The organism is Nitratireductor aquibiodomus (genome assembly GCF_900105565.1).
GTDB classification, from domain to species: Bacteria; Pseudomonadota; Alphaproteobacteria; order Rhizobiales; family Rhizobiaceae; genus Nitratireductor; species Nitratireductor aquibiodomus.
Genome location: NZ_FNSL01000001.1, coordinates 3,675,564 through 3,689,461 on the forward strand (window position 1 = coordinate 3,675,564; position 13,898 = coordinate 3,689,461).

The window sequence follows — 13,898 nt, forward strand, 5'->3', positions numbered from 1 at the left end:
CCGGTTCGGCAGCCACCATGGCCCTGGCTGCACTTTATGCCAGCTAACGATTTTGTGATTTGGGCGTGGAGCCTTCTTGTCTAGACCTTTGTGCGTCCATCCGGACGCACAAAGGACGATCTAAACGATTGATGGAGCATCGGAATGACCCGAAAACCGGATTCCACTTTTCGGTCCGATGCTCTAGTCTTTCCAAGGTCAGATGGTCGTATTTCTGGCGCGTTTAACTGCCGGCTGACGACTATAAGTGGAACCGGGGCTATGGATGGGGCGTTTAAAACTCGGGTATTTGCTCCATGAGTACTGCAGATCGCTATAGTGGTCGATCTGCGGACGATCGGGAGCGCAGGATGCGGGGTAGCATGCCGGTTCGGGGCACCGAAAATTACAGGGAAATTCTACACTATCTGGAGGCTGAAACGGCTCGCGGACTGTTCGGCATGGCGGCGAGCAAGTCGAACCATACCGGGCTGCGCAAGCGCATATATTCCAGCGGCGACACGATTGCGGATATGGATGGCCAGAAGCGCGCCGTCCTTCTGGTTGTCTCGGGCTGGGTTTCCAATGGCAAAGAACTTGAAGACGGGTCGCGCACGGTGGTCGATTTTTCCCTGACCGGCGATGTCATCACCGTGGGAACCACCGAGTGGGCGCGCGAAGAGGTGCGGGCGCTCACGGCTGTCACACTGTTTGAGTTTCCTGGCGCGATCTACGAAAATCTGTCGACCTATCCGCGTCACGTGCGCGAGTTCATTCTCAAAGGGATGGCGCGACGCTATGCGCGCGCGGCCGAGCATTTCGTCAACATCAGCCGTCGGGGCGCATTTGAGCGGGTCGCGCATCTTCTGCTCGAGCTGTCATTCCGCGTTGGTGTCTATGAAGGGCAGGGGGCGAGTTCCTTTGCCTGCCCGCTCACCCAGGTGGATCTGGGCGATGCCCTCGGCCTGTCGGTCGTTCACGTCAATCGTGTTTTGAGAAAACTGCGTGAAAGTGGTTACGTGTCTTTCCGCAGTGGTGTGGTGACGTTTCAGAACCGTGCGGGATTGATCGAGGCTACGGGCTTTGAAGGGTCTTACCTCGCACTTGCCGAGCCGGTCTCTCCGTAGCTTTTTCGGATTTGTATAACCTGTTATATCACTCATAGATCAAAAGACTGTGGTTACAGCTTTTGGGTGCTTGCCAGACCTGTGCCTGCCTCCGGTACAATGCACTCATGATTTTTAAGCACATCCCTCTTGAGGGCGGCAGACATAGCCAATTCGCTTATTTCACGTCGAAAATGGCTCGATAAGTCCGATTTTTTCAATTTCTTCTAGTGCTCTGAGCGAGTGCACAACTTTAACAAAGTATTTCGTGATTATAATCATATTGAATGATTCTTGCATAAAATTGATCCATGTTAATGCACAAACTCCCTAATCGTGAGGATAATAAATCTCCAAGTGATAATTCTGTTTGGGGGCCTCTCTGAGGGGTTCGCGCCGCCGATACTCTGTTCGGCGGAGGGTGGGGCGTGCAATAAAAACAAAAATGCGCTTCTCCAATATCACTGGGGTTTGTTTTGGGTGAGTGTTGGGGAGCATTGGTCATGGAACATGCAAAGATAGGGCAGAGCAGCAGCAGCAATCTACACGGCATCATGAAAGCGCCGGGTGGCGCACTCGCCGCGACCGGTCCGAAAGACTGGGACCAGGCGCAGGAGGATACGGATCGGGAGCTTGTGCTTCTGATCGATCCCAGAGTGCTGGACCGGGAATGTCTGGCACGCAGTCTGGAAACGCAGAATCCCTCTCTCGACATTTTCGCTGTCGGCTCTTCGGAGGAATGGCACAAGATCGCCGAAGGGCGCCAGCCCGAGGCAGTGCTTCTGATTGTAGGCAGTCGTAAGATCACCGAACAGGGCATCTGCAACGAAATCCACGATCTTGCCGAAGAGTTCGAAGAGCAGCCGGTCATCGTCATCGCCGTCATCGCCGATACGGACGATCTTGGGCAGATACTGAAAGCGCTGGAAGCCGGCGCAAAGGGATACATTCCCAGCAATGTCGGCGTTGATGTCGCCGCAGAAGCCATTCTTCTGGCCCGCGCCGGCGGTGTGTTCGTTCCCGCCAGCGGTGTTCTGGCCATGCGCGACGTCATCAATTCGAACAGCAGCCGCGTGGTCGGGCTTGGCAATCTCTTCACCGCCCGCGAGGCGGAGGTCGCCGAGGCGCTCCGGCGCGGCAAGGCCAACAAGATCATCGCCTATGAACTGCAGCTATGCGAGAGCACCGTGAAGGTGCACATTCGCAACATCATGAAAAAGCTGAACGCGACCAACAGAACCGAGGTCGCCTACAAAATTCGTGAAATGCAGTCCTGACGGCCACGAAGCACGACCATAACGGTCTAGCGAAACACTCAGGCCAGCAAACGTTTTTCGGGTCGGTCGAAAGATCGACCTTTTTTCTTTCAGTCTTCGAGATTCACATAGGTCTCAGGCTTAAAGCGCGGGGTGCAGACGCAGTAGAACTCCAGATCCTCCGTCCCCGTATTGGCGATGCGCTGCGCCGCGCCCGCCGGAATGATCGCCTGGTCCCCGACCGCAAGGGCCTGCCGCACACCCCCGATTTCCACCACGCCTTCGCCCCTGCGCACCACATAGCGCTCACAGACTCCTGTCAGACTGTGCAGCTGTGTCGTCACGCCGGGCTCCACACGGGCGATCGCCAGCGAGGTTTCGGGCGAGGCCGGCGTGTTCATCAACTCGGTGATGTAGCACCGTTCCTCTGTCCAGAACTCTGCCTGACCGGCGTTTTCGACGAACCATAAAGGGGGCATGACAAACCTCTCTCGAGCAAACTTCCACAATGATCAGTCAGCTTGACAATTGTCAAAGCCCTGTCGGTGCGTCAGTATGCATTCGACTAAAGCATCGGACCGAAAAGTGGAATCCGGTTTTCGGATTGTTCCGATGCTCCATTGATAGTTTAGATCGCCATGCGTCCATTTGGACGCATGGCGATCTAAAGGCCAAACAGGGAGGAGTGGTCATGAGGGGTTTGAAAAACTGGTTGGCAGTGGGGCTTCTGGCGACGGCGGCATTCACTGTGCCTGCTTCTGCAGCGGACAAGTTCTTCGTCTATGTCTCCCCCGACCAGATCGGCGTCAACGCGTTCCTGAAGCTTGGCCAGGCCGGCATTGAGGAGGCGGGCGAGAAATACGGTGCGGATGTCGAAACCTATGAGAGCCGCACGGCGGCCGACCGTCTCGAAAACGTCAATGCCGCCGTCAACGAAGGCGCAGACATTGTCGTGCTCCTCGGTTTCGAGTTCAACGACATCGTCAAACAGGTCGCGCCCACCGCGCCCGACACGCAGTTCCTGATCGTCGACCAGTGCATCGACGACCGGCCGGACAATGTGCATTGCGCGGTCTTCCGCGAATATGAGGCGAGCTATCTCGTGGGTGTTGCCGCCGGCATGCTGACCGAGAGCAACAAGGTCGGCGTGGTCGGCGCGCTCGATATTCCCTTCCTGCATCGCTACACGGATGCCTATGCCGATGGCGTAAAGTCGGTGAATGCCGACGCCTCTGTCGATATTCGCTGGGTGGGTGGCGAGAACCCGTTTGCCGACCCGGTGCGCGCCAAGGAACAGGCCGTGGCCATGAACGCTGCCGGCGCCGACCAGATTTTTACAGCCACATCGGGCGGTGATTTCGGGGTCTTCGAGGCGGCGAAGGAAAAGGATTTCGACGTCTATTCCGTCGACGTGAACCAGTGCCCCAATGCGCCCGGCCACGTGGTCGATGTCACGCTGAAGCGCGTCGACAACGCCATGGTTCAGGCCATCGGCGCAATCCTCGAAGGCGAGAAGAAGCTCACCATGGCGCTCGGCCTCAAGGAAGGGGGCGTATCGACCATCGCGCTTGAGGAAGACGAACTGGCCGACAGTGGCTGTCTCATTGCAGACCATCCGGAGGTGGCGGCCAAGATGCGTGAGGTTGCAGGCCAGATCGAGGATGGCTCGCTAAAACTCGAAGACCCGATGTTCGCCAAATAAGCGCGCCAGAGCAGCACGCATCATGCGCATCGACCTGCAGGACGTCACCGTCCGCTTTGGCCCGGTCACGGCCGTGGACAGCGTTTCGCTCGGCATCAAGCCGGGCGAAATCCACGCGCTTCTCGGCGAAAACGGCGCTGGCAAATCCACCCTGATGAACGCGCTGTTCGGTCTGGTCACGCCGGCAAGCGGCACGATCAGTCTGGATGGTAAGGCGCACCGCTGGGCCTCGCCGCAGGATGCCATAGCCCATGGGCTGGGCATGGTGCATCAGCACTTCATGCTGCAGGAAGAGATGACGGTGCTTGAAAACATCGTCTTGTGCGCAGAGCCGGTGGGTCGCTTCGGCTTTGTCGATTTCGCCCGCGCGCGGTCGCGCCTCGATGAAATCGCCAAAACCCATGGTGTCGCCATCGATCTCGACCGGCGCGTCGGCCGCCTTTCCGTTGGCGAGCGGCAGGCGGTGGAGATCCTCAAAGTTCTCTACCGCGAGGCCGAAGTCTTGATCCTCGACGAGCCGACCGCCGTGCTCACCCCGCAGGAGAAGGACCGGCTTTTCGCAACGCTCAAGAGCTTCCGCGAGGCGGGCAAGGCGATTGTCTTGATCACCCACAAGCTTGATGAGGTGATGGAGATCGCCGACCGGGTGAGCGTGATGCGGGCAGGGCGTCTTGTCGCCTCCTCATCGCTTGCCGAAACCTCGAAGGAAGAGATTGCCCGCGGCATTGTCGGCGGCGATCTCCCGGCGGCCAGAACCCGCAAGCAGCTTTCGCCCGGCGAAACGGTGCTTGCCGTCGATGGCCTCACCGTCGCGCGGCGGGGCCGTGACGTCGGCCCGGTTTCGTTCGACCTTCGGGCAGGCGAGATTGTCGGAATTGCCGGCGTCAGCGGCAATGGCCAGGCCGAGCTCATCCGCGCGCTGACAGGGCTTGAGCTCGTGCGTTCTGGCTCCATCACCCTGTGCGGAAACGAGATACAAAAACTGGATGTGGAGGCGCGCCGGCAGGGCGGCATGAGCTACATCCCCGAAGACCGGCAGCGCATGGGGCTCGCCCTTCGCGCCTCCGTCAGTGAAAACGCCAATGCGGGCCGCGACGATGCGGGCGCTTTCACCGTCGGGCCGTTCCTGAAACACGGGGCCATGGCCCAATATGCGCGCTCCCTGATCGAGCGCTATCGCATTCGCGTGGCCGGTCCGCGCGCTTCCGCCTCCACCATGTCGGGCGGCAACAAGCAGAAGCTCGTGGTCGGGCGCGAACTTTCGCGCAACACGCCGCTGGTGATCGCCGAAAATCCCACATGGGGTGTCGATATCGGCGCCATCGATTTCATCCATGGCGAGTTGATGCGCATGCGCGATGCGGGCCACGCCATTCTTCTGGTTTCCACCGAGCTCGACGAGGTGATCGCATTGTCCGACCGCATTCTGGTCATGTATGACGGCGCCATCGCCGGAGAGGTGGATGGCGGCGAAGCCAGCCGCGACCGCGTCGGCGCTTTGATGACATCGCGCGCCGCCGATGCGCTGGGCGCGGCTTCGCCGGGAGCTGCTGCATGATGGCTTTCGATGCCGGCAAGGCCACCCGCAGCGCGCTGCCATGGCTCTTCACCTTCCTGTGGATCGCCGCGATCATTCTGGCGCTGCTGCTCTTTGTCGGTGCGCCGGTGGGCGAGGCGCTTTCGGGTTTCTGGAACGGCGCTTTCGGCGGGCGCAGAAACGCCTATCTTATGGCGACGCTCAGCCGCTCGGCGCTGATTGTCGGCATGGCGCTTTCGGTCATGCTGAGCTTTCGGGCAGGGCTGTTCAACATTGGCGGCGAGGGGCAGCTTGTCGCCGGCGGGCTGGTGGCAGCGCTGGTTGGCGTGCTCCTGCCGGGGCCGCCGCTGCTTGTGCTTGTCGTGGCGATCCTGGCTGCCATGCTGGCCGGCGCCTTGTGGGCGCTGCTTGCCGGTGTGCTCCAGCTCTTCATGGGCGTGCCGCTCCTTGTCGGTTCGCTTCTCCTCAATTATCCGATCCGCTACATTGCCTCCTATCTGGTGGCCCATCCTTATCGCGACGTGCAGTCGGGCATGGTGCAGTCGCATCTCGTGCCGCAGGAAACCTGGTTTGCCTATTTTCCGGGAACCCGGCTCGACATAGGCATCCTCTTCACGGCAGTGGCGGCAGCCTTTGCGCTGATCTACAGCTATTGGACCGTCCACGGCTATCACACGCGGCTCAACGGGCTTTCACCCGATTTCGCCCGCACGGTCGGCCTGCCGGTGCGAAGGCTCACCCTGCAGACACTGGCGCTCAGCGGTGCGATTGCGGGCATGGTTGGCGCAATCGCCGTGTTCGGCATTCACCACCGCTATATCGACGGCATGCTGGTGCAGCCGCTCTATGCGTGGACCGGCATCATCGCAGTGCTGCTGGTTGGCATGGTGCCCTGGGCGGTGCCGATTTCCGGCTTCTTCTTTGCCGCCGTTCAGACGGGTGCCGCCGGCATGGAGCGGGCGGCAGGCGTTCCCAAGGAGATCGCGCTGGTGGTGCAGGCGGTCATCATCCTCTTTGTCGCGAGCCGCGTTTCCGGCGCGCTGACGGCCTCACGGGGCGATGGAGACGGCCATGTTTGAGCTGATCGCCGATCCCTCCTTCGCCGCCTCCATTCCACGCTTTGTCACGCCCATCCTTCTGGCCGCTCTTGGTGGTGCGCTGTGCGAGCGGGCCGGTGTCTTCAACATCGCGCTGGAAGGTTTTTTGCTCGTGGGCGCGTTCGCGGCGGTGCTGGGGGCCTATTTCTCCGGCACGCCCTATATCGGCGCTCTCACCGCCATGGTGGCCGGCATGGCGCTTGGGGTTGTTTTCGCCGAGTTCAATGTGCGGCGCGGCGGCGATTCCATCGTCGTTTCCATCGCCATCAACCTTCTGGCAGCGGGTCTCACCACCTTCTTCCTGCGCGCTATTTTTGATGTCACGGGCGCCTTCAGCGACCCGGCGATTGCCGGGTTTTCGCCCATTCGCCTGCCTTTCATCGAAAATGTGCCGCTCCTTGGCCCGATCCTGAGCGGCCAGGCGTTACCCTTCTATCTGGCGCTTCTCAGCGTTCCGTTCCTGCATGTGTTTCTCGCCCGTCACCGCCTTGGCCTGCGCATTCGCGCGGCGGGTGAAAACCCTCAGGCGCTGCGGGCCGGCGGCGTCAGTCCAAAACGGGTTCAGCTTCTGGCGCTCATTGCCTGTGGCGCGCTCTGCGGTCTGGGCGGGGCGCAGCTTTCCATCGCCAATGTCAATCTCTTCGTTGAGAACATGAGCGCCGGGCGCGGCTGGATCGCCGTTGTCGCGGTGCTCTTGACCCGTGGCCGCCCGTGGCCGCTCTTCTTCATCGCGCTTCTGTTCGGTGCCGTCGACAGCCTGTCCTTCCGCGTGCAAGGTCTGGGGCTTGCCCAGCAGTTCACCGACATGATGCCGTATCTGGCGACCCTTATCGTGCTGGTTGCCCTGTCATGGTGGCGGGCAAGACGCGCAAAAGGAGATGCTTCATGACCGTCGATCTGGTTGTCAAAAACGCCATTGTCGTGACCTGCGATGAAAAGCAGACGGTGATCCAAAATGGCGGCGTTGCGGTCTCAAATGGCCGCATCACGCAGATTGGCGAGAGCACAGCACTTGAACAGGCCGCGCAAAACGCCAGCAATGTCATTGACGGAAGCGGACACATCCTGATGCCGGGGCTGATCAACAGCCATTGCCATGCCGCCGACAGCCTGTTTCGCGGTCTGGTGGAGGATCTGCCGCTGGAGCCGTGGCTGCAGAAGGTGTGGACCGCCGAAGGCGCGATCCTCAACCCGCAGACTTCGCATCTCGGCAGCCTTCTGGGCTTTTCCGAACTGCTTCTTTCCGGTGTCACCAGCACGATGGACATGTTCTGGTATCCGGTAGAGACGGTTCGCGCCGCGCGCGAAGTGGGCATGCGGGTGTCGACAGGGGGCATCTTCTTCGATGGGCCGGGTGTGGACGGCGCAACACTCGATGACCGCATTGCCAGCGCCGAGGCGTTCTTTGAAGCGTTTGCGAGTGCAGACGATGTCTTCCCGGCAACCATGCCCCACGGAGCCTATACGGTGGGGCCCGAAAACCTGAAGACGGCCAGAGACATCACAAACAAACACGGTGGGCTCTTCAGCACGCATGCGGCGGAAACCAAGGCTGAACAGGCCGATGTGGAAGGCCGCTATGGCAGTTCCGTCATCCGCCATCTTGATCATCTTGATCTCCTTGATGAGCGTACGACGCTCGCCCATTGCGTCCATCTGGACGATGAGGAAATCGCCATTCTGGCGCGCACGGGCACGACCGTCTCCCACAATCCCATGTCCAACCTGAAGCTCGCCTCCGGCATTGCCCGCATACCCGACATGCTGGCAGCCGGTGTCCATGTCGCACTCGGAACCGATGGTGCGATCAGCGGCAATGACCTCGACATGTGGATGGCGTTGCGGCTGGCGGCCACGCTACACAAGGGCGCGAGCCAGCGGGCCGATGCCGTCTCCACCCATGAGGCGCTCGGGATGGCGACACGCTCCGGCGCGCGGGCGCTGGGCGCGGCCGACAGGCTGGGCAGTCTGGAGAAGGGCAAGCTCGCCGACATGATCCTGATCGATGTGAAGCGCCCGCATGCGGTGCCGATGTTCGATCCCGTCACCCATCTCGTTTATTCCACCGCCAAATCCGACGTGCGCCATGTGTTCGTCGGTGGCGAGCAGGTGGTGCGCGATGGCGTGCTCACCCGCCACACGATCGACGACACGCTGGACGCAGTGGCAGAGCTCGCGCCGCGCATCGCCGCCACCGTGGCCTGACAGTAAAACCCTGGGAGAATGAAATGAGCGAAAGCCAACTCGCGCGTCTTGAGCGCGCCCATGCATCCATCGCCAAGCGGGCAGGCGCGCCAGCACCCATCGCCATCATGCTGGGTTCGGGGCTCGGCCAGCTTGCCGACCGGGTGGAGGATGCCGTCACGATCCCTTACGGAGAGGTCGAGGGCTTTCCGGTCTCCACCGCACCCGGCCACAAGGGCGCTTTCGTGATCGGCAACCTGGAGGGCCAGCGCGTGATCATGATGCAGGGCCGGCTGCATCTTTACGAAGGCTGGTCGCCGCGCGACATCGCTCTTGCCGTCTATCTGCTCAAGCGCCTCGGTGCCGAAACGCTCATCGTCACCAATGCCGCCGGCTCGCTCAATCCCGATTACGATCCCGGAGACGTGATGCTCATCGAGGATCACATGAATTTCACGGGGCTGAACCCGCTGGTCGGCCCCAATGACGACGCCATCGGCCTGCGCTTTCCCGATATGTCGCGCGCCTATGATCCTGACCTGCTCGAGCTCACGCGCAAAGCGGCGGATGCGGCTGGCATTGCCGTGCGGCAGGGCATCTATGCGGGCGTTCTGGGGCCGTCCCTCGAAACCTCGGCGGAGCGTCGCTATTACCGCGCTTCCGGCTCGGATGCCGTCGGCATGTCGACGGTCACCGAGGTGATTGCCGCCGGCCACGCATCGCTGCCCGTCATCGGGCTTTCGGCCATCACCAACAAGGCGACCGGCGGTCCCGACCAGCAGCCGGACACGATCGAAGACGTGTTTGCCAATGCCGAAATTGCCGGGCGCAAAATCGAGGCGATCCTGGCCAAGCTTCTGCCCAACCTGAAAGGAGCCTGATCATGGCTGCAACCATCCCACCCGTCGCATCCCTGCTTGATCTCGCCGGTCGCACGATCATCGTCACTGGCGCCAGCGGCGGCGTTGGCGGCGGCATCGCACGGCGGCTGCATGAGGCGGGTGCGAATGTGGTGTGTCATTACAATGGCAACAAAAGCGCCGCCGAGGCGCTTGCCGGCGAACTTGGCGCGCGGGCGTTTGCTGCCGGCGGTGACCTTTCGAAGGAAGCCGAAGCGGCCTCTCTCATGAAAGCGGCGCTTGAAAAATTCGGAGCTGTTCACGGCGTGGTCAACAATGCCGGCTTCCAGCCAGTCGAGGCTTTGCGGGAGATTGACGAGGCCGGCTGGGCGCAGATGATGGCGATCAACACCGGCGCGCCGTTTCTCCTGACGCGCGCTTTTGCCGACCATGTGGAGACGCGCGGTGGCGGTGGTGCGGTCGTCAACATTGCCTCCATCGAAGGGCATCAGCCGGCCCCCGGCCATGCCCATTATGCGGCCTCCAAGGCAGCGCTCTTGATGTTCACCAAGGCGGCAGCGCTGGAGCTTGGCGGGCTTGGCATTCGCGTCAATTCCGTCTCGCCCGGCCTGATCCACCGCGACGGCATCGAGGAAGGATGGCCCGAAGGTGTGAACCGCTGGAAGGAAGCGGCACCGCTTGGCCGGCTCGGCCAGCCGGAGGATATCGGCGACGCTGCGCTCTTCCTTCTCTCCGAGGCTTCGCGCTGGGTGAGCGGGACGAACATCACGGTCGATGGTGGCGTCAGCGCCCGCTCGACCTGGTGAGAAAACAAAGCTGAAACAGACAATTACAACAAGAATCGGAATCAGACCGTGAGGTGGGTTCCGAAGAATGACAGGGGCTTGGAATGAAGGCACTTGAAGGCAAGGTCATCGCGGTTACCGGGGCAGCCGGCGGCATTGGACGTGGCATCGCTCAGGCAATCATCGAGGCGGGCGGGCGCGTGGCGCTGCTCGATCTGCCGGGGCCAAAACTCGAAGCGGCACTCAAGGATCTTGGCGGCGAACCCAATGTCATCGCGGCTGCAAGCGACGTGACCGACAGCGCCAGCATGGAGGCCGCATTCGCCGAGGTGGTCGCCCACATGGGCAGGCTCGACGGGCTCGTCAACAATGCCGGCGTTGTGCGGCTTGGGGCAGCAGACAAGCTCACCGGAGACGATGTCGATCTCGAAATGGCGGTCAATGTGAAGGGGGTTCTGCTCGCCTCGCAGGCAGCCGCGCGCCAGATGGAAAAGGGCGGCGCGATCGTCAACATCGCCTCCAATGCCGGCAAGGTCGGCTATCCCAATATGGCCGGCTACAACGCCTCCAAGGCGGCGGTGATCAACCTGACCCGCTCGCTCTCGCTCGAATGGGCAGCACGCGGCATCAACGTCAATGCCGTGTGCCCGGGCGGCGTGGCAACCGACATGCTCAAGACCGTGGCTGACTTCATCGTCGGTGGCGATGCGGCGAAGTCGGAAGAGATGATGAAGCAGATGGTTCCCGCACAGCTTGGCCGTCACATCCAGCCGGTCGAGGTGGGACGTGTGATTGTCTTCCTGTTGTCGGATGCGGCAACGATCATCCGCGGACAGTCCATCACCATTGATGGTGGCGACACGCCTTATTGATGTAAAAAACCGCCGCTTTGGTTAGTGCCAAAGCGGCGGTTTTCAGTTTTCCGGAAAACGCCTGATAATTCCCGAAAACGATTCAGAAACAGGCGATTTTCCCGGATTTCTGAATCGTTTTCTGAAATTCACGCAGCGTCCGATTTCGCCCGGTCGGGGAAGAGCTTGGCGAGCCCTTCTGGTGAGGCATCGGCGATGCCGCGCTCGGTGATGAGACCGGTGACAAGCCGTGCCGGCGTCACGTCGAAGGCGGGATTTCCGGCAGGCGATGCCTCGGGCGAAATCCGCACCTGCCGAACCTTGCCGTCCTCATCCTTGCCCCAGACCAGCGAGACTTCGTCGCCCGAACGTTCCTCGATGGGAATCTCCTTCACGCCGTCATGCACCGTCCAGTCGATGGTGGGCGAGGGCAGTGCGACATAGAAGGGGACGTTGTTGTCTTTTGCCGCCAGCGCCTTCAGATAGGTGCCGATCTTGTTGCACACATCGCCATCGGCGGTGGTGCGGTCGGTGCCGACGATCACCATGTCGACCATGCCATGCTGCATCAGGTGCCCGCCGGCATTGTCCACCACCAGCGTGTGCGGCACGCCGTGACCGGCCATCTCCCACGCGGTGAGTTGGGCGCCCTGATTGCGTGGGCGGGTTTCGTCCACATAGACATGAACGGCAATGCCTTCTTCCACCGCGTGGTAGATGGGCGAGGTGGCGGTGCCGAAATCGACGGTGGCCAGCCAGCCGGCATTGCAGTGGGTGAGAATGTTGACCGGCTCGCCGGGCTTCTTGCGGGCGGCGATCTCGCGAATGATTTCCAGCCCGTTCCGGCCGATGCTGCGGTTCAATTCCACATCCTCATCGGCGATCTCGGCGGCGCGCTTGTAGGCCGCCGCGGCGCGGTCGGCCTCGGGAATGTCGCGCAGGAGGCCGCGCATTTCATCCAGCGCCCAGCGCAGATTGATCGCGGTGGGGCGTGTCTCGTGGAGCTGTTCCCACACCGCATCGAGTGCGGCATCGGAAGCATCCTCGCGCATGCGCATGGCAACGCCATAGGCGGCGGTGACGCCGATCAGCGGCGCGCCGCGCACCCACATATCGCGAATGGCCGTGGCGATGCCTTCGACGGTGCGCACGTTTTCGATGCGCAACTCGTGCGGCAGCCAGCGCTGGTCGATGAGATCGACAGACCAGCCATCCTCGTTCACCCAGATGGTGCGGTAGTGCCTGTCTCCAACCTTCATGACAATTTCCCCTGATCGAGTGCTTCCGCCAGCCGGTCGAGCTCGGCGAGCGATTGAATCTTGTTGCGATTGACGACGATGTGGCGACCGAATTTCAGCGCCGGTGCTTCACACGAAGCGCGCAGGCTCTCGTCGGCGATGTCCTCGAAGTCGGCATTGTGGGCGAGGCCCAGAATGCGGCGGTGCATCTCGATGCCGGCAAAGCCAAGCATGTCGGTCCACAGATCGTGGATCACGTGGTTGAGCGCCTGTTCGGAGGCAAGCCCGTCATCCTGATCTTCATATAGGGCGGCCTGATAGAGAATCCCGCTGCGCTCGGTGCGCCACAGATGGGCGAACTCGTCGCGGAAAGTACTCCACGTTTCCTCGATAACGCGCAGAAGATAGGCGCGCATAGAGGCGCGGCTGCCATTCTCTTCATGGCCGCGCTGCGAGAAATAGGCCATCCAGTAATTGGCGATGAGCATGCCGACATCGAAGGCCATGGGGCCGTAGAAGGCGAATTCGGGGTCGATGATGCGCGTGTCGTCCGGCGTGACCATGACGGAGCCCGAATGCAGGTCGCCATGCACCATGGTCTCGGCTTTCGATACGAAGAGGTGCTTCATGCGCTGCGCTTCGACCTTCAGATCGCGGTCTGAACGCAGTTCCTTCACCAGCGCGTCGAGACCCGGTGTGTGCCGGTTCATCGGCGCTTCGAAATAGGGATCGGAAAAGACGAGATTTTCCGTGATGTCGCATAGGTCGATATTGTCCGCGAAGAGGGCGAGATCGGCCTTGCGGTCTGCCGCTTTCATGGAAAGGTCGGACCCTCGGAAGAGGGTGCGCGCCATGAACAGGCCGAGATCGCGGCCGATCTTCGGCAGTTCCTGCCCTTCGATGAGGGCGCGGCGGAGAATGATGTGCGGTGAAAGAAACTCCATCGCAATCAGCGCCTGCGTTTCATCGAAATAATGCACGGCAGGCACGGTTCCCGGCGCGCGCTCTTCCTGGCGGGTCAGCGCGTGATATTCGAAGAAGGAGCGCTTCAGCGGAAGCGGCCAGCTATCGCCGACCAAGCGGACATAGGGCAGCGCCTGCTTGATGATGAGCGTTTCGCTGCCGCCCTCGACGATGAAGACGAGATTGAGATTGCCGTCTCCCACCTCGCGGACCTTCCAGCCCGCCGGTGCGCCGCCGAGGCGGCCGGCAATCTCCGGAATGTTGCCAAGGCGCTCCGGCAGGGTCTCCACCGTCAGGGCCTCGAAGGCGTTCTCTTTCATCTCTCCAACTCCTCCCTTTC

General features: G+C 61.4%; 13 protein-coding genes. 10 read left to right on the forward strand and 3 right to left on the reverse strand.

Features of this window, described 5'->3' with window-relative positions:
* The first annotated feature begins 362 nt into the window (after nt 1-362).
* A complete protein-coding gene (locus BLW55_RS17315; protein ID WP_007007848.1) occupies nt 363-1,106 on the forward strand; it encodes a Crp/Fnr family transcriptional regulator in 744 nt (247 codons plus the stop codon).
* A 482-nt stretch (nt 1,107-1,588) separates the two neighbouring features.
* Complete coding sequence (locus tag BLW55_RS17320; RefSeq protein ID WP_090329623.1) at nt 1,589-2,362, forward strand: response regulator transcription factor; 774 nt, start codon at nt 1,589-1,591, stop codon at nt 2,360-2,362.
* Nucleotides 2,363-2,451: 89 nt separating this feature from the next.
* Here the strand turns inward: BLW55_RS17320 and BLW55_RS17325 are convergent, their stop codons facing one another.
* Nucleotides 2,452-2,820 (reverse strand): cupin domain-containing protein, encoded by a 369-nt coding sequence (locus BLW55_RS17325; RefSeq protein ID WP_007007850.1) that lies wholly within the window; start codon nt 2,818-2,820, stop codon nt 2,452-2,454.
* Between the two features lie 212 nt (nt 2,821-3,032).
* On the opposite strand from BLW55_RS17325, the gene BLW55_RS17330 reads away from it, so the two are divergent.
* The 8 genes from BLW55_RS17330 (at nt 3,033) to BLW55_RS17365 (ending at nt 11,378) form a co-directional block, all read left to right on the forward strand.
* Nucleotides 3,033-4,043, forward strand: coding sequence for a BMP family ABC transporter substrate-binding protein (locus BLW55_RS17330; RefSeq protein WP_007007851.1), 1,011 nt, complete (start codon nt 3,033-3,035; stop codon nt 4,041-4,043).
* Nucleotides 4,044-4,065: 22 nt separating this feature from the next.
* A complete protein-coding gene (locus tag BLW55_RS17335) occupies nt 4,066-5,601 on the forward strand; it encodes an ABC transporter ATP-binding protein (RefSeq protein ID WP_090329624.1) in 1,536 nt (511 codons plus the stop codon).
* The gene (locus tag BLW55_RS17340) at nt 5,598-6,659 is read left to right on the forward strand and encodes an ABC transporter permease (protein WP_090329625.1); all 1,062 of its coding nucleotides are present in this window, start codon (nt 5,598-5,600) and stop codon (nt 6,657-6,659) included. Before BLW55_RS17335 ends, BLW55_RS17340 begins: the two co-directional genes overlap by 4 nt.
* The gene (locus BLW55_RS17345) at nt 6,652-7,566 is read left to right on the forward strand and encodes an ABC transporter permease (RefSeq protein WP_090329626.1); all 915 of its coding nucleotides are present in this window, start codon (nt 6,652-6,654) and stop codon (nt 7,564-7,566) included. Before BLW55_RS17340 ends, BLW55_RS17345 begins: the two co-directional genes overlap by 8 nt.
* Complete coding sequence (locus BLW55_RS17350) at nt 7,563-8,882, forward strand: amidohydrolase family protein (protein WP_090329627.1); 1,320 nt, start codon at nt 7,563-7,565, stop codon at nt 8,880-8,882. The genes BLW55_RS17345 and BLW55_RS17350 overlap by 4 nt, the downstream gene beginning before the upstream one ends.
* Before the next feature lie 23 nt (nt 8,883-8,905).
* On the forward strand, nt 8,906-9,742 hold the full coding sequence (locus tag BLW55_RS17355) for a purine-nucleoside phosphorylase (protein ID WP_007007857.1): 837 nt from the start codon (nt 8,906-8,908) through the stop codon (nt 9,740-9,742).
* A 2-nt stretch (nt 9,743-9,744) separates the two neighbouring features.
* Nucleotides 9,745-10,527, forward strand: a complete 783-nt coding sequence (locus BLW55_RS17360) for an SDR family NAD(P)-dependent oxidoreductase (RefSeq protein ID WP_090329628.1) — start codon at nt 9,745-9,747, stop codon at nt 10,525-10,527.
* Nucleotides 10,528-10,610: 83 nt separating this feature from the next.
* Nucleotides 10,611-11,378 (forward strand): SDR family NAD(P)-dependent oxidoreductase, encoded by a 768-nt coding sequence (locus BLW55_RS17365; protein ID WP_090329629.1) that lies wholly within the window; start codon nt 10,611-10,613, stop codon nt 11,376-11,378.
* Nucleotides 11,379-11,506: 128 nt separating this feature from the next.
* Here the strand turns inward: BLW55_RS17365 and mtnA are convergent, their stop codons facing one another.
* On the reverse strand, nt 11,507-12,616 hold the full coding sequence (mtnA, locus tag BLW55_RS17370; protein WP_090329630.1) for an S-methyl-5-thioribose-1-phosphate isomerase: 1,110 nt from the start codon (nt 12,614-12,616) through the stop codon (nt 11,507-11,509).
* The gene (mtnK, locus tag BLW55_RS17375) at nt 12,613-13,878 is read right to left on the reverse strand and encodes an S-methyl-5-thioribose kinase (RefSeq protein ID WP_090329631.1); all 1,266 of its coding nucleotides are present in this window, start codon (nt 13,876-13,878) and stop codon (nt 12,613-12,615) included. The genes mtnA and mtnK overlap by 4 nt, the downstream gene beginning before the upstream one ends.
* Nucleotides 13,879-13,898 lie beyond the last annotated feature (20 nt).